Annotated in this window: 14 protein-coding genes; 7 read left to right on the top strand and 7 right to left on the bottom strand. The window is 69.8% G+C overall.

The annotated features are described in order from the left end of the window. Positions 1–144: 144 nt before the first annotated feature. From CKO28_RS02185 to CKO28_RS02175, 3 genes are all read left to right on the top strand, one after another. Positions 145–1161 carry a DNA-directed RNA polymerase subunit alpha gene (locus tag CKO28_RS02185; protein WP_200338894.1) on the top strand — a complete coding sequence of 339 codons (1017 nt, stop codon included), beginning with the start codon at positions 145–147 and terminating at the stop codon, positions 1159–1161. 265 nt (positions 1162–1426) lie between these two features. Further along, positions 1427–1852, top strand: a complete 426-nt coding sequence (rplQ, locus tag CKO28_RS02180) for a 50S ribosomal protein L17 (protein WP_200338893.1) — start codon at positions 1427–1429, stop codon at positions 1850–1852. 217 nt (positions 1853–2069) lie between these two features. Further along, the gene (locus CKO28_RS02175) at positions 2070–2621 is read left to right on the top strand and encodes a DUF2889 domain-containing protein (RefSeq protein ID WP_200338892.1); all 552 of its coding nucleotides are present in this window, start codon (positions 2070–2072) and stop codon (positions 2619–2621) included. A gap of 28 nt (positions 2622–2649) precedes the next feature. Here the strand turns inward: CKO28_RS02175 and CKO28_RS02170 are convergent, their stop codons facing one another. Continuing rightward, positions 2650–2955 carry a ribbon-helix-helix domain-containing protein gene (locus tag CKO28_RS02170; RefSeq protein WP_200338891.1) on the bottom strand — a complete coding sequence of 102 codons (306 nt, stop codon included), beginning with the start codon at positions 2953–2955 and terminating at the stop codon, positions 2650–2652. A gap of 139 nt (positions 2956–3094) precedes the next feature. Then, positions 3095–3379: a BolA family protein gene (locus CKO28_RS02165; RefSeq protein ID WP_200338890.1), complete on the bottom strand. Its 285-nt coding sequence runs from the start codon at positions 3377–3379 to the stop codon at positions 3095–3097. Between the two features lie 251 nt (positions 3380–3630). Between CKO28_RS02165 and CKO28_RS02160 the strand changes: the two genes are divergently transcribed. From CKO28_RS02160 to cobT, 4 genes are all read left to right on the top strand, one after another. Then, positions 3631–4605, top strand: coding sequence for a DMT family transporter (locus CKO28_RS02160; protein ID WP_200338889.1), 975 nt, complete (start codon positions 3631–3633; stop codon positions 4603–4605). Positions 4606–4697: 92 nt separating this feature from the next. Next, on the top strand, positions 4698–5348 hold the full coding sequence (locus tag CKO28_RS02155; protein ID WP_242480298.1) for a DnaJ domain-containing protein: 651 nt from the start codon (positions 4698–4700) through the stop codon (positions 5346–5348). A gap of 251 nt (positions 5349–5599) precedes the next feature. Continuing rightward, complete coding sequence (gene cobS / locus CKO28_RS02150; protein WP_200338888.1) at positions 5600–6601, top strand: cobaltochelatase subunit CobS; 1002 nt, start codon at positions 5600–5602, stop codon at positions 6599–6601. A gap of 54 nt (positions 6602–6655) precedes the next feature. Further along, positions 6656–8548 carry a cobaltochelatase subunit CobT gene (cobT, locus tag CKO28_RS02145; RefSeq protein WP_200338887.1) on the top strand — a complete coding sequence of 631 codons (1893 nt, stop codon included), beginning with the start codon at positions 6656–6658 and terminating at the stop codon, positions 8546–8548. Between the two features lie 125 nt (positions 8549–8673). Here the strand turns inward: cobT and CKO28_RS02140 are convergent, their stop codons facing one another. The 5 genes from CKO28_RS02140 to lpxC form a co-directional block, all read right to left on the bottom strand. Next, positions 8674–9003, bottom strand: a complete 330-nt coding sequence (locus tag CKO28_RS02140; protein WP_200338886.1) for a hypothetical protein — start codon at positions 9001–9003, stop codon at positions 8674–8676. 4 nt (positions 9004–9007) lie between these two features. Next, positions 9008–11218, bottom strand: coding sequence for an NAD-dependent DNA ligase LigA (gene ligA / locus CKO28_RS02135; protein ID WP_200338885.1), 2211 nt, complete (start codon positions 11216–11218; stop codon positions 9008–9010). Between the two features lie 7 nt (positions 11219–11225). Beyond that, positions 11226–12905: a DNA repair protein RecN gene (gene recN / locus CKO28_RS02130; protein WP_200338884.1), complete on the bottom strand. Its 1680-nt coding sequence runs from the start codon at positions 12903–12905 to the stop codon at positions 11226–11228. Positions 12906–12913: 8 nt separating this feature from the next. After that, a complete protein-coding gene (locus CKO28_RS02125; protein WP_200338949.1) occupies positions 12914–13726 on the bottom strand; it encodes an outer membrane protein assembly factor BamD in 813 nt (270 codons plus the stop codon). Positions 13727–14028: 302 nt separating this feature from the next. Then, positions 14029–15033 (bottom strand): UDP-3-O-acyl-N-acetylglucosamine deacetylase, encoded by a 1005-nt coding sequence (gene lpxC / locus CKO28_RS02120; protein WP_200338883.1) that lies wholly within the window; start codon positions 15031–15033, stop codon positions 14029–14031. Positions 15034–15055: the final 22 nt, after the last annotated feature.

The following is a 15055-nucleotide window of genomic DNA, read 5'->3' as shown; positions in this document are numbered from 1 at the left end:
CGCGGGCGACGATGACGGAACTTACGGCACGGCCGGTCGGGTCAAATCCCGGCCGGCGTCCGTGCGTTTCAGGGCCCGGTGCCGCGATCCGCGCGGCCGGGCTTTGGCTCAACGACACTTACGAACGAGCATGGGGCACCAGCCGTGCTGCAGAAGAACTGGACTGAACTGATCAAGCCGAACAAGCTCGACATCCAGAGCGGGAGCGACCCGAAGCGCTTCGCGCAGGTTGTCGCGGAGCCGCTGGAGCGCGGCTTCGGGCTGACGCTGGGCAACGCCCTGCGCCGGATCCTGCTGTCCTCGCTCCAGGGCGCCGCCGTCACCTCGATCCAGATCGACGGCGTGCTGCACGAGTTCTCCTCGATCGCCGGCGTGCGGGAGGACGTCACCGACGTCGTCCTCAACGTCAAGGCGCTCGCGCTGAAGATGCACGGCGACGGTCCCAAGCGGATCCGCCTTCGCGGCGAGGGACCGGGCGAGGTCAAGGCCGCCCAGATCGAGACCGGCCACGACATCGACGTGATGAACCCGGAGCTGGTGATCTGCACGCTGGACGACGGCGCGCGGATCGACATGGAGATGACGGTCGAGTCCGGGAAGGGCTACGTCCCGTCGACCCAGAACCGGCCGGAAGACGCGCCGATCGGCCTGATCCCGGTGGACGCGGTCTACTCCCCGGTGGTCAAGGTCGCCTACCGCGTCGAGAACACCCGTGTCGGCCAGGTCACCGACTACGACAAGCTGACCATGGACGTCGAGACCAACGGCGCGGTCAGTCCGGAGGACGCGGTGGCGCTCGCCGCCCGCATCCTGCAGGACCAGCTGCAGCTGTTCATCAACTTCGAGGAGCCGAGCCAGCGCGGCGAGCAGGAGAGCTCCAGCGAGCTGCCGTTCAATCCGAACCTGCTGCGCAAGGTCGACGAGCTGGAACTCTCGGTCCGCTCGGCGAACTGCCTGAAGAACGACAACATCGTCTATATCGGCGATCTGGTTCAGAAGACCGAGGCGGAGATGCTCCGGACCCCGAACTTCGGCCGCAAGTCGCTGAACGAGATCAAGGAAGTGCTCCAGCAGATGGGCCTGTCGCTGGGCATGGACGTGCCGGGCTGGCCGCCGGAGAACATCGAGGAACTGGCCCGCAAGCTGGAAGAGCCGTACTAACGGCCTGACGGCGGGCGCGGCGCCAGAGCCGTGGCGTGACGCCCGCCGCCGGCAGCCCGGCGGCGGGTTTTCCCTGGGCGCCCGGGGGACGGACGAGCGAGGGCGCAGCCGGCGTACCTGGCGGATGAGCGGGGCTCATGCGCCGCGGCGTCGGAGCCACCCAATCGATCTCGTACCGCGAGATCCGGCGATGTCGAGGAGGATGCGGGAACACCCGACCGGGCGGATACGCCGCGCCCGGGTACGAGCTTGAGGAGATGACGCCATGCGTCACATGAAGAGCGGGCGGAAACTCAACCGCACGCAAAGCCACCGCAAGGCGCTGTTCGCCAACATGGCGACCTCGCTGATCAAGCACGAGCAGATCGTGACCACGCTGCCCAAGGCCAAGGAGCTTCGGCGGATCACCGATAAGCTGATCACGATGGGCAAGAAGGGCGATCTGCATGCCCGTCGCCGGGCGGCGTCCCAGCTGCGCGACGAGCGGATGGCGAAGAAGCTCTTCGACGAGCTCGGCCCGCGCTACAAGGACCGTCCCGGCGGCTACACCCGCGTGCTCAAGGCCGGCTTCCGGCAGGGCGATTGTGCGCCCATGGCGGTGATCGAGCTGGTCGACCGCGACCCCGCCTGGAAGGGCGCGGATTCCGGCCCGACGGCCGAGCAGGAATACGAGATGGAGGACGAAGAGTAAGCCTCCGCGATCCGCTATCTGGTCAGGCGCCGTGCGGTTTCGCACCGGCGCCCGAGGCGGCCGCCGCGCGTCCACCCGCGCTGGCGGCCGCTTTCGTATCCGGTCCCGATTTGCGCGGCTGTGGGACCCCCGGGGCGTAACCGGCGATCGGGCAGGCCGTTTGACCTGTCGGTGGCCGCCGCTACAGTGAGCGACGTTGCAGACCGAGGACGGCCCGATGCCCCTGTCGACCCCCGCCGCGCGCGATCACCTGCATACGCGCACCTACCAGTTCGACGGCTTCCGCCGGAGCGACGGCCTCTGGGACATCGAGGGGCGGATCGTCGACACCAAGGGCTACCCCTTCACCAACACCGAGCGCGGCGAGATCCAGCCGGGCGAGGCGCTGCACGACATGCAGGTGCGTCTGACGGTGGACGACCGGTTCGTCGTCCGGGCGGTCGAGGTCAGCACCAACGCCGGCCCGTTCGGCGTCTGCCCGGCGATCGCGGCGAACTACAAGAAACTGGAGGGCAAGCGCATCGCGACCGGCTGGCGCAAGACCCTGAAGGAGCTGTTCGCCGGCACCGAGGGCTGCACCCACATCACCGAACTGCTGGGCGCGATGGCCACCCCCGCCTTCCAGACGATCTATCCGGTGCTGCAGAAGGAGGGCAAGATCCGCGGCATCCAGGGCGGCCGCCCGCCGCTGGTCGACAGCTGCCACGCCTTCCGCAGCGACGGCCCGGTGGTGCAGCGCGAATGGCCGGAGCACTACACCGGCGAGTAGGCGGTATCTGGTTTCGCACCCGGCGCCGCTATCGCCGTGCGGGGTGGCCGTAGAGCAGGCCGTGGCCGGCGTTCATGTGGCCGCTCTCCGTCGCGGCGGCGCGGAAGTAGCCCAGCACGAACACCCGCACCCGTGCGGTCAGGCCCGCACCGCGGCCGAGCCGATCCCGGTCGATCCGGGAGACGACGTCGCTGACGCGCACGCTCTCCCGCTTGGCGATCTCGTCCAGGGCGTCCCACATCTCCGGCTCCAACCGGATGCTGGTGCGCCGGCCGTTCACCGTGACGTTGCGGTTGATCAGGCCGCCCTGGGCGTCCGCGTCGCTGCCCTGCATCTTTCCGTAACCCGCTCGGCCAGAATTGCACGCAATGAGAGTGTCATGCGAGCGTATGCGAGCCGCCGGAAAATGCAACTAGAGAGTTTACGGCGCGTGGAGGCGGACAGCGAAAACGTGTGGGGTCGCGTCCGACCCCCTACACGCCCAGCTTCGCGTCCTCCTCCGGCGTGCGGCAGGACAACTGCAGGGCGTGCACGCGCTCGCCCATCTCGGCCTTCAGCGCGTCGTAGACCAGGCGCTGGCGGGCGACCCGGCCGACCCCCTCGAAGTCGAGCGACACGACGACCAAGCGAAAGTGCGTCTCGCCCAGCGGGTGGGCGCCGGAATGGCCGGCGTGCTTGGCCGAATCGTCGACGACGTCCAGACGCTCGATCTCGAAGGTCTGGCGCAGCTGGCGGTCGATCCGCTGGGCGAACTCCATGATGCGGTCTGTCCTGTCTCGGGTGGGCGGGGCTGGCTGGATTGGTCCAGGGTGCGACAGCATCGCCCGCGGGTCCGGCCTGTCAAGCATCCGGCGCGCGTTGTCCTGCGTGCGGCGGGACGCTGCCGTCCGCCGGCGGGCGGTTGCACGCTGGCCGGCGGGTGGTAGCGTGCACGCCAACCGGCGGCCGTGGCCGTCCGCGTCGTCCCGACCAGCCCGAAGTTTCTCCGCCAGTCTCGCACAGAGGTTCGATGAGCGCGCGCGCCGACAGCGACACCGCCGCCCAGACCGGCCAGGCACCTGCGTCCGGCGGCCGCGGGACCAGCGGACACCATCCGGGGACCAAGGGCGCCTATCTGCTGCTGGCGGCGGTGATCCTGCTATGGGGCACCAACTGGCCGGTGATGAAGATCGGCCTGCAGTCGATCACGCCGTTCTGGTTCGCGGTCGCGCGCATGTCGATGGGCGCGGTCACGCTGTTCGGCGTGCTGGCGGTCACCGGCCGGCTCAGCCTGCCGCGCCGGGCGGACATGCCGATCGTGGTCTCGGTCGCGCTGTTGCAGATGGCGACCTTCCTGTCGCTGGTGAACCTGGCGCTGCTGACGGTCGACGCCGGCCGCTCGGCGATCCTGGCCTACACCACGCCGCTGTGGGTGACCCCGGTCGCGGTGTACCTGCTGGGCGAACGGCTGAACGCGCGCAAGGGCGCGGGCCTGATCCTGGGGCTGACCGGGGTGGCGGTGCTGTTCAACCCGCTGGGCTTCGACTGGTCCGATCCGGACGTGGTGCTGGGCAACGCGTTCCTGATGCTGGCGGCGCTCGGCTGGGCGGCGACCATCCTGCACACCCGCCGGCACACCTGGACGTCCAGCCCGCTGCAGCTGGCGCCCTGGCAGATGCTGGCCGCGCTGCCGGTGCTGCTGATTCTCGCCTTCGTGTTCGAAGGCGACGCCCGGATCGACTGGTCGGGCGAGCTGATCGCGATCCTGCTCTACAACGGCCCGCTCGCCACCGCGTTCTGCTTCTGGGCGGTGGTGACGGTGCAGCGCAGCCTGCCGGCGATCTCCACGTCGCTCGGCCTTCTGGGCGTGCCCACGGCGGGGGTGATCATGAGCACGCTGGTCCTGGGCGAGGCGCTCTCGCTGACCCGCGTGGGCGGGCTGGCGCTGATCGTGGGCGGCATGGCGCTCGTCAACCTGGCGGACCTGCGCGCCTCGCGGCGGTAGGGCGCGGCGGTCGGACGCGGCGGTTTTCCGGCCGCGATCGCCGGGCGGACAGCTTGCCTCGCCCGGAGGCGCCGCCCATACTTGATGGCATCATGGCGCGTACCGATTCCGAGGCCCTGCACAGACCGTTCGCGCGGATGCGGCGCTTTTTCCGTCAGGAGGCGGAGACGCGCACGTGCGATCGCCCGGGCTGTACCGGCCACGGACAGTACCGCGCGCCGCGCAGCCGCGACCGGCTGAACGAATACTACTACTTCTGCCTGGAGCACGTGCGGGAGTACAACCGCGCCTGGAACTACTACGCCGGCATGTCGGAAGCGCAGATCGAGCAGGAACGCCGGCGCGACAGCTGCTGGCACCGGCCCAGCTGGCCGTTCGGCTCGATCGGGCAGGGGCCGCGCTGGCGCGACGACTTCGGCTTCTTCCACGCCGAGCAGACCGACCAGCAGGACGCCCGCCGGCAGTGGGAGCAGAACCGCCAGCGGTCCTGGCAGGACGCGCACGACGGCACCGGCCGGGGCCGCGCCAACGGCGGCGGCGGCACCACCCATGCCGGGGAGACCGACCGCGCGCTGGCCGAGTTGGGCCTGGATCCGCCGGCGACCTTCGCGGCGATCAAGGTGCGCTACAAGGAACTGGTGAAGCGCTTCCACCCGGATGCCAACGGCGGCGACCGGACCAACGAGGACCGGCTGAAGACCGTAAACCAGGCCTACGCCACCCTGCGCAAGGCCTATCGCTAAAGCCGCGGGTTCGGGCGGCGGCGGCAAAACAATCCGGGCGCCAAGGCGTTGATCCTTCAGACGGAACGCCGGCGCGCCCGGGTGGGCTCCCGTGCCGGGGGTACCCAAAGCACGTCAAAGGTCTTAAATCTGAGGCCGGACGGTCCCACCAAAACCCGCGCAACACCGCGTCCCGACCCGACATCGCCACCCCGTCAGCGGCCAGCCGCCGGGGTGCGCGCGACGGTTCAAAGCGGACGGAAAGGATATCGATGGCTAGTCAGACCGCAAACGCCGAAACCTCGCTGCCCGCCACGGGCCCGGACATGAAGATCTCGGTCGCCCAGACCTTCGGGCTGGACGTCGACATGCAGGTGCCGGCCTTCTCCGAGAAAAGCGAGTACGTCCCAGAGCAGGACGACACCTACCGCTTCGACCGGGACACCACGCTCGCCATCCTGGCCGGCTTTGCCTACAACCGCCGGGTCATGGTGCAGGGCTATCACGGCACCGGCAAGTCGACCCACATCGAGCAGATCGCCGCGCGGCTGAACTGGCCCTGCATCCGGATCAACCTGGACAGCCACATCTCGCGCATCGACCTGATCGGCAAGGACGCGATCGTTCTGCGCGACGGCCAGCAGGTGACCGAGTTCCGCGAGGGCCTGCTGCCGTGGGCGCTGCAGAACCCGACCGCGCTGGTGTTCGACGAGTACGACGCCGGCCGGCCGGACGTGATGTTCGTGATCCAGCGCGTGCTGGAGGTCGAGGGCAAGCTGACCCTGCTCGACCAGAACAAGGTGATCCATCCGCACAACGCCTTCCGCCTGTTCGCCACCGCGAACACGGTCGGCCTGGGCGACACCACCGGCCTCTATCACGGCACGCAGCAGATCAACCAGGGCCAGATGGACCGCTGGAACATCGTGGCCACGCTGAACTACCTGCCGCACGACGAGGAGACCAACATCGTGCTGCAGAAGCTGCCGCAGTTCGACACCAAGGACGGCCGGGAGCAGGTCTCCGCCATGGTGCACTGCGCCGACCTGACCCGCAGCGGCTTCGTCAACGGCGACATCTCCACCGTGATGAGCCCGCGGACCGTGCTCACCTGGGCGGAGAACGCGGCGATCTTCAACGACATCGGCTTCGCTTTCCGGCTGAGCTTCCTGAACAAGTGCGACGAGCTCGAGCGCCCGGTGGTGGCGGAGTACTATCAGCGCTGCTTCGGGACCGAACTGCCCGAGACGGGCGTGCAGGCGACGCTGGTTTAAGCGCGCCCGGTGGCGACGATCCGCGCGCCCGGCAGAGCAATGGGTGGATAGAGGATGAAGGACGACAACGAGAGTCCCCTGGATCGCTTCCGGCGGACCACCGGGGCGACCATGCGCGCCATGGCCCGGCGGGACGACCTGCACGTGACCTTCTCCTCCAACGCGCAGGGTCTGTCGGGGAACGAGATGCGCCTGTCGCAGCCCGGGCGCGACCTGAACTACAACGAGGCCAGCCGGGTGCGCGGCGAGGCGGACGCCGAGGCCCTGCGCCTGCGCTACCACGACAGCCAGGTGCACTCCCAGAACCGGCCGCAGAACACGGTCGCGCGCGAGGTGTTCGACGCGGTCGAGCAGGCGCGCTGCGAGGCGCTGGGTGCCCAGGGCATGGCCGGGGTCGCGAGCAACCTCGATGCCGCGATGAACGAGCGTTACAAGGCGCGCGGCTACACCAACATCGAGCACCGCGAGGACGTTCCGCTGTCCGAGGTCATGCGCGTGATGGCGCGCGAGGCGATGACCGGCCAGGCGCCGCCGCCCGCCGCCAAGGCGATGGTCGACGCCTGGCGGCCGACCCTGGATGCCGACGTCCTGCGCGAACTGGATCAGCTGGGCCAGCACGTCACCGACCAGGACGACTATGCCCGCCAGGTGCGCAAGCTGCTGCAGCACCTCGACCTGGAGAGCGCGACCGACCAGGAGGAGGCGTCCAGCGACGAGGACGAGCAGGCCGAGGCCGAGGAGTCCGACGACGACAGCGGCGAGGGCGACGCCCAGAGCGGCGAGCAGGACAGCGCGGAGTCCGGCAGCTCGATGGACGGCGACAGCCAGGACGAGGGCGAGGGCTCCGGCGTCGAGGAGCAGGAGAGCGATAGCGAAGGTCAGATGACCTCCGGCGCGAGCTCCGAGGAGCCGGGCCGGCCGGGCACCCAGCCGCGCCATCAGGACCGGCGCAACTCGACCGACGACTTGCCGTACGCGCCCTATACCCAGGAATTCGACGAGATCACCGACGCCGCCGAGCTGTGCGATCCGGACGAGCTGGCGCGCCTGCGGCAAATGCTGGACCAGCAGCTGGCGCACATGCAGTCGGTCGTCTCGCGCCTGGCGAACCGCCTGCAGCGCCGCCTGCTGGCCAAGCAGACGCGCGCCTGGCAGTTCAACCTGGAGGAGGGCTACCTCGACACCTCCCGCTTGGCGCGGATCATCGCCAACCCGGAATACCCGCTGTCCTACAAGCAGGAGAGCGACAGCCGGTTCCGCGACACCGTGGTGACGCTGCTGATCGACAATTCCGGGTCGATGCGCGGCCGGCCGATCACGGTCGCCGCGATGAGCGCCGACATCCTGGCGCGCACGCTGGAGCGCTGCGGGGTCAAGGTCGAGATCCTGGGCTTCACCACCCGGATGTGGAAGGGCGGCCAGTCGCGCGAGCGCTGGATCGCCAACGGCAAGACGGCCAATCCGGGGCGGCTGAACGATCTGCGCCACATCATCTACAAGTCCGCCGACACCCCCTGGCGCCGGGCCCGGCGCAAGCTCGGCCTGATGCTGCGCGAGGGCATCCTGAAGGAGAACATCGACGGCGAGGCGCTGATGTGGGCGCACAACCGCCTGGTCGGCCGGCCCGAGCAGCGCCGCATCCTGATGGTGATCTCGGACGGCGCGCCGGTCGACGATTCCACCCTGTCGGTGAACCCGGGCAACTACCTGGAAAAGCACCTGCGCGAGGTGATCGACTTCATCGAGCGCAAGAGCCCGGTCGAGCTGACCGCGATCGGCATCGGCCACGACGTCACCCGCTACTACCGCCGCGCGGTCACGATCGTCGACGCCGAGCAGCTGGGCGGCACCATGCTGGAACGTCTCGCCGATTTGTTCGACGAGGAATCCCTGGTCCCCGCCAACAAACGCCGCGGCCAGCAACGCGCCGCAGGCGGCCGCCGGTAGCGCCGCTGCTTCCCCCTCTCCTTCCGTGGGAGGAGAGGGCCGGGGAGAGGAGGATGCTCGCGGCGTAGACCCGTGGCGCCTCCTCCCCTAACCCCTCCTCCGACGGGAGGAGGGGAATAAATGAGTTAAAACACCTGGCGCAGCTGCAGCTGGGTCATCATCTTGGGCAGGTCGCGGGCGGCGGCCGCGATGTCGGCGGCGAGCGCGGTCAGGCCGTCGTCCTGGTCTAACGCCTGCGCTTGGGCGTGTGCGGTCAGCTGGCGGGCCTCGGCGCGCGACAGGGCGAGCAGGGGCAGGCCGTCCTCGCCGGTCGCGCGGGTGCCGAGCGCGAAAGCTTCCTTGATGTCGTGCAGGTGGTAGTCGCCGCCGCGGTCCGCGTGGATCAGGCGCCACCTGTCGTCCGGGTCCAGCAGGTAGACGCCCGGGGCTTCCGTGTCCGCGTCGCCGCCTTGCATGGCGTTACTGCTCCCCGATCAGCTGCAGCCAGTCGTCCTCGCTCAGCACCGCGACGCCCAGCTCGCGCGCCTTGGTCGCCTTGGAGCCGGCGTCCGCGCCGGCGACGACGTAGTCCGTCTTCTTCGACACCGAGCCCGAGACCTTGGCGCCCAGCGCCTCCGCGCGCGACTTCGCCTCGCTACGGGTCATCTTTTCCATCGTCCCGGTGAACACGATCGTCTTGCCGGAGACCGGCGTGTCGGAGGCGCGGGTGTCGACGAAGTCCTCGACCGTGACCTCCGCCTCCAGCGCTTCGAGGACCTCGCGGTTGTGCGGCTCCTGGAAGAACTCGCAGATCGCGTCCGCCACCGTCATGCCGATGCTCTCGAGGCCGCACAGCTCCGCGTAGGCCTCGCCCACGCGCTCCGGCTTCTTGGCCTCGTCGGGGGTCGCCGCGCGCTCCTCGGCGGCCTTGGACATGGCCTCGTCCCAGGCCTTGAGCGTGCCGTAACTGCGCGCGAGCAGGCGGCCGGTGGTGCTGCCGACCTCCTGGATGCCGAGCGCGTAGATGAACCGGTCGAGGCCGATTCTCCGGCGGGCCTCGATCGCGTCGAGCAGGTTCTTGACCGACTGCTGGCCCCAGCCCTCCCACTTCAGCAGGGTGTCGCGGTGGCGGTGCAGCTGGAAGATGTCGGGCGGCGTCTTGACCAGATCGTTCTGCCAGAACGCCTCGATGTTCTTGGTGCCCAGCCCCTCGATGTCGAACGCCTCGCGGGAGACGAAGTGCTTCAGCCGTTCGACCTGCTGGTAGGGGCAGGCGAGCTCGCCGGAGCAGCGCGGTACGACCTCGCCGTCCGGGCGCACCACCGGCGTCTGCAGCTCGCACGGGCAGACTTCCGGAAACGCGAACGGCTCCGAGGCGGCCGGGCGCTTCTCGGTCACCACGCCCAGCACCTGCGGGATCACGTCGCCGGCGCGCTGGACGATCACGGTGTCGCCCTCGCGCACGTCCTTGCGTGCGATCTCGTCGGGATTGTGCAGGGTGGCGCGGGAGACGACGACGCCGCCCACCGTGATCGGCTCCAGGTTCGCGACCGGCGTCAGCGCGCCGGTGCGCCCGACCTGGATGGTGATCTTATTCAGGATCGTCTGCGCCTGCTCCGGCGGGAACTTGTGGGCGATCGCCCAGCGTGGCGCGCGCGAGACGTAGCCGAGCCGCTCCTGCAGGGCGAGGTCGTTGACCTTGTAGACGATACCGTCGATCTCGAAGGCCAGTTCGGCGCGCTCGCTCTCCAGCTTGCGGTAGTACTCCAGAACCTGCTCGACGCTGGAGCAGGTGGCGGCCGGCTGGTTCAGCTTGAAGCCCCACCCGTGGAAGCGGTCGCGCACCTCGGTCATCGTCCGGCCGAGCGGCTGGCTGACCTCGCCCCAGGCGTAGGCCAGGAAGGACAGCGGCCGGGACCGGGTGATCTTGGGGTCGAGCTGGCGGACCGCGCCGGCGGCGGCGTTGCGCGGATTGGCGAACAGCTGCTTGCCGGCCTGGCGCTGGCGCTCGTTCAGGTCCTTGAACGCCTGGCGGTCCATGAAGATCTCGCCGCGCACCTCGACGACCGCGGGCCCGTCGTCGCCCGGCAGGCGGTCGGGGATGTCGTCGATGGTGAGGACGTTGCGGGTGATGTCCTCGCCCTCGGTGCCGTCGCCGCGGGTGGCGGCCTGGACCAGCCGTCCGCGCTCGTAGCGCAGGGCGCAGGACAGGCCGTCGATCTTCGGCTCCGCCAGCACCTCGACCGGGTCGTCGGCGCCGAGCCCGAGGAAGCGGCGGATGCGGTCGAAGAAGTCGCGTACCTCCTGCTCCTCGAACGCGTTGGCGAGCGAGAGCATGGGCACGCTGTGGCGCACCTTGGCGAAACCGCTGGCCGGCGGCGCGCCCACCTTGCGCGACGGGCTGTCCGCGCGGATGTGCTGCGGGAAGCGCCGCTCGATCGCCTCGTTGCGCCGGCGCAGGGCGTCGTAGTCGGCGTCCGCGATCTCCGGGGCGTCGTCGCGGTGATAGCGCGCGTCGTGGTAGGCGATCAGCTGGGCCAGGCGATGCAGTTCGTCGCGCGCCTGGAAATCGCTCAGCTCGTCCACGGCCGCGTCCGGATGGCCGGCCGGGATCTCCGCCGGACCGGCCGGGATCTCCGCCGCGCTCAGCTGTTCCGGGCCGGGTTTGTCGGCGCTCTGCTCGTCGGCCATCGGCGTGCTACGCGGCTCCCATCAGCTTGGCCGCGGCGGCGCGCGCTTCGTCGGTGACGTGCGTGCCGGAGAGCATGCGGGCGATCTCCTCGCGGCGCTGGTCCTGGCTCAGCTGCGATACGTCGGTCACGGTCGCCTCGCCGTCGCTCGCCTTGGCGACCCGGAAATGGTGGTCGGCGCGCGCGGCGACCTGCGGGGAGTGCGTGACCACCAGGAGTTGGCGCCCCTGCGACAGCCGGGCAAGCCGGTCGCCCACGGCCGCGGCCGCCGCGCCGCCGATCCCGCTGTCGACCTCGTCGAATACCAGGCTGCGCTCCGGGCTGACCTGGGCCAGCACGACCTTGAGCGCCAGCAGGAAGCGCGACAGCTCGCCGCCGGAAGCGATCTTGTTGAGCGGGCCCGGGCTGGCGCCCGGGTTGGTGGCGACGTCGAAGGAGACCCGCTCGATCCCGTTGGGTCCCCAGTCCTCCTCGGATTCGAGCGGCTGCAGGCGGGTCTTGAAGGTCGCCTTTTCCAACTTGAGCGGCGGCAACTCGGCGTTGATCGCGGCGTCCAGCCGCTGGGCAGCCGCCGCGCGGGCTTGCGACAGCGCTTGCGCGTCCGCGTGGAACGTCTGGCGGGCCTGCTCGGCCGTGTCGGCCAGCTCCCGCAGATGCTCGCCGCCGCTGTCGATCGCGTTCAGGCGCTCCTGCAGGCGGGCATGGACGTCCGGCAGGGCGTCGACCTCGCAGCCGTGCTTGCGGGCGAGGTCCTTGAGCGCGAAATAGCGCTCCTCGATCTCCTGCTGCCGGCCGCTGTCGAGCTCGATCTCCGAGGACAGGGAGCGCAGGCGGGCGAGCGCGTCCTCGGTCTCCGACATGGCCCGGTCGAGGGCGTCCAGCGCGGCCCGGATGTCGTCGCCGCCCTGGTCGGCGATCCGTTCCAAGGCGCGGCGGGCGCCCGCCAGGCTGTCCTCCGCGCCGCGGCCCTGCTCGCTGCCGGTCAATTCGGCCTCGGCGGCGTTGAAGGCGTCGACCAGCTTTTCCGCGTTCATCAGGCGGTTGCGCTGGTCGGCCAGCTGCTGCTCCTCGCCGGGTGCGGGCTGCAGCTGGTCCAGTTCGTCGACCTCGTGACGCAGGTAGGCTTCGTCCTGCTGCGCTTGCTCCAGTTCCGCCTGCGCGCTGCGGTAGGTGTCCAGTGCCGTGCGCCACTCCTGGTAGCGCGCGGCGACCTGCCGGGCGCGGTCCTGCAGACCGCCGTAGGCATCGAGCAGCCCGCGGTGATTGGCCTGGTTGAGCAGCCCGCGCTGCTCGAACTGGCCCTGGATCTCGACCAGATGATCGGCCAGCCGGCGCAGCAGCGTGACCGAGACCGGCTGGTCGTTGACGTAGGCGCGGCCGCGGCCGTCCTTCGACAGCACCCGGCGCATCACCAGCTGGTCGTCGTCGATCTCCACGTCGTGGTCGTCGAGCACGGCGCGCACCGGGTGGCTGTCGGAGATGTCGAACGAGGCGGCGACCTTGGCCTGATCCGCTCCGGGGCGCAGCAGGCCGCTGTCCGCGCGGTTGCCGAGCGCCAGGCCCAGCGAGTCCAGCAGGATCGATTTGCCGGCACCGGTCTCGCCGGTCAGCGCACACAGGCCCGGGGTGAATTCCAACTGCAGCCGATGGATTAGAACGACGTCGCGAATCGCAAGACTTCGCAGCATGCGCGCCGCTAGCTCACCTGGTCCCAGGCACGCGAGATCCAGGAATCCTCGTCGCGCTCCGGGGTGACGTCGCGGCCGGTCAGAAGTTCGTAGCTGTCGGCGTACCATTCGGTGCCGGGATAGTTGTGGCCGAGCACGGCGGCGGTCGCCTTGGCCTCGTCGACCACGCCCAGCGCCATGTAAGCCTCGACCAAGCGGTGCAGCGCTTCAGGCACGTGCGTGGTGGTCTGGTATTCCTCGACCACCTTGCGGAAGCGCTTGATAGCGGCCAGGTAGTGCCCGTTGTTCAGGTAGTACCGCCCGACCACCATCTCCGCACCCGCCAGATGATCCTCGGTCAGGTCGAGCTTGAGACGGGCGTCGCGCGCGTACTTGCTGTTGGGGAAGCGGTTGACGACTTCCTGCAAGGCGTTCCGGGCTTGCCGGGTCATCTGCTGATCGCGGCGGACATCGGCGATCTGCTCGTAATAGCAGAGCGCCTTCAGATAATAGGCGTAGGCGATGTCGCGGTTGCCCGGGTGCAGTTCGATAAACCGGTCGAGCGCGTTCACCGCTTCGGTGTAGCTGTCGTTCAGGTAGTGGGCGTAGCCCGCCATCAACTGGGCCTTGGACGCCCAGGTGGAATAGGGGTGCTGGCGCTCGACCTCGTCGAACGTCTGGGCTGCCTGCTGGTACTGCTCGTCCAGCAGCTGGTTCATCGCCTGGTTGTAGAGCTCGCCCACCGGACGCTCGACGTACTGCGGCTCGTCGCTGGCACAGCCGGCAAGGCCGACGGGCAGGGCGAGCGCGCACGCCAGCAGGAAACCGCGCCACCGCCCCAGGCGGAGGCCGGTCGCGGTGCCGCCGGCGGTCGGGGCGGTGCGGCTGCGGGGGTCACTGACCCGGGAACGATCGATCACGGAATATCCGTCGTCTTGCTGTCGAGGGAACCGCCCAGCCTGCCGCGTGCGGGCAGGGACCAGACAGCGGCGCCGGGGCCGGCGCCGCCGGTCGACTATAAGAAGAAGCCCCGTGCGCCTCAAGCGGCGCACGGGGCTTCCCCACTCCCCCCGATCGCTGGCCGGGCGGGCCGGCCGGTCGACGCCAGACCCGGCGTCTCCGCGGCGCGGCTCCGCGCCGGCCGTCAGGCGCGCGCGGCGACGGCGCGGGCCGGCGGCACGCTGGCGCCCGGCGCCATGTCGGCGCGCGCCAGGTCGACCCAGCACCACGCGCTGTCGTCGGCGAACAGGGCGCGCAGCAGCCGCAGGTTCATTGCGTGGCCGGTCTTGTGCCCGGCGAAGCGGCCGAGGATCGGCGCGCCGGCCAGATACAGGTCGCCGATCGAGTCGAGTACCTTGTGGCGCACGAACTCGTCTTCGAAGCGCAGGCCGCCTTCGTTCATCACGCCGTTGCCGTCGATCACCACGGCGTTGTCGAGCGAGCCGCCGCGCGCCAGGCCGTGCTGGCGCAGCTGGTCGACCTCCTGCAGGAAGCCGAAGGTGCGGGCGCGGGCGAGGTCGGACTTGAACTGCTGGCGGTTGATGCCGCCGGACCAGCTCTGCCGCGCGACCACCTCGCTGTCGAAGTCGATCTCGAAGTCGATCCAGAAGCTACGCGACGGCGACAGGCTGGCGTGCCGCCCGCCGTCGTCGATCTCGACCGTCTTGAGGATCCGGATCGCCCGGCGCGGTGCGTTCTGCACGGTGATGCCGGCGCACTCGACCAGGAACACGAACGGCGCGGCGCTGCCGTCCATGATCGGCACCTCCGGCCGGTCGAGCTCGACCTCGGCGTTGTCGACGCCGCAGGCCGCGAGCGCGCTCATCAGGTGCTCGATCGTGGCGACCTTGACGTCGCCGTCGGCGATCGTCGTGCACAGCGGCGTCTCCTGGCCGCTCAGGTGCGAGGCGCGCACGCTCGGCTTACCGGCCAGGTCGCGCCGGCGGAACACGATGCCGGTGTCGGGCGCGCCCGGCTTCAGCGTCATCGCGATCTTGGCACCGGAGTGGAGGCCGACGCCGGAGCAGTGGATGGCGTTCTTGAGCGTCTGCTGATAGCCGCTGTCGCCGCCGACGACCGGATCGCCGACGCTGGAGGGGGGACGGCCGCCCTCAGCCTCGAATTGATGTAGTCCGCGAAGTGCCCCCATACGGGATCCCCCAAAGGTAACA

The sequence above is a fragment of the Rhodovibrio sodomensis genome, assembly GCF_016583645.1.
Taxonomy (GTDB): domain Bacteria; phylum Pseudomonadota; class Alphaproteobacteria; order Kiloniellales; family Rhodovibrionaceae; genus Rhodovibrio; species Rhodovibrio sodomensis.
This window is presented reverse-complemented; position numbering and strand designations above follow the sequence as displayed.

What these genes read in the sequence shown, in the direction of transcription:
- rplQ (WP_200338893.1), top strand. Translation starts at nt 1,427, where the DNA reads ATGCGTCACATGAAGAGCGGGCGGAAACTCAACCGCACGCAAAGCCAC.
- CKO28_RS02175 (WP_200338892.1), top strand. Translation starts at nt 2,070, where the DNA reads ATGCCCCTGTCGACCCCCGCCGCGCGCGATCACCTGCATACGCGCACC.
- CKO28_RS02170 (WP_200338891.1), bottom strand. Translation starts at nt 2,955, where the DNA reads ATGCAGGGCAGCGACGCGGACGCCCAGGGCGGCCTGATCAACCGCAAC.
- CKO28_RS02165 (WP_200338890.1), bottom strand. Translation starts at nt 3,379, where the DNA reads ATGGAGTTCGCCCAGCGGATCGACCGCCAGCTGCGCCAGACCTTCGAG.
- CKO28_RS02160 (WP_200338889.1), top strand. Translation starts at nt 3,631, where the DNA reads ATGAGCGCGCGCGCCGACAGCGACACCGCCGCCCAGACCGGCCAGGCA.
- CKO28_RS02155 (WP_242480298.1), top strand. Translation starts at nt 4,698, where the DNA reads ATGGCGCGTACCGATTCCGAGGCCCTGCACAGACCGTTCGCGCGGATG.
- cobS (WP_200338888.1), top strand. Translation starts at nt 5,600, where the DNA reads ATGGCTAGTCAGACCGCAAACGCCGAAACCTCGCTGCCCGCCACGGGC.
- cobT (WP_200338887.1), top strand. Translation starts at nt 6,656, where the DNA reads ATGAAGGACGACAACGAGAGTCCCCTGGATCGCTTCCGGCGGACCACC.
- CKO28_RS02140 (WP_200338886.1), bottom strand. Translation starts at nt 9,003, where the DNA reads ATGCAAGGCGGCGACGCGGACACGGAAGCCCCGGGCGTCTACCTGCTG.
- ligA (WP_200338885.1), bottom strand. Translation starts at nt 11,218, where the DNA reads ATGGCCGACGAGCAGAGCGCCGACAAACCCGGCCCGGAACAGCTGAGC.
- recN (WP_200338884.1), bottom strand. Translation starts at nt 12,905, where the DNA reads ATGCTGCGAAGTCTTGCGATTCGCGACGTCGTTCTAATCCATCGGCTG.
- lpxC (WP_200338883.1), bottom strand. Translation starts at nt 15,033, where the DNA reads ATGGGGGCACTTCGCGGACTACATCAATTCGAGGCTGAGGGCGGCCGT.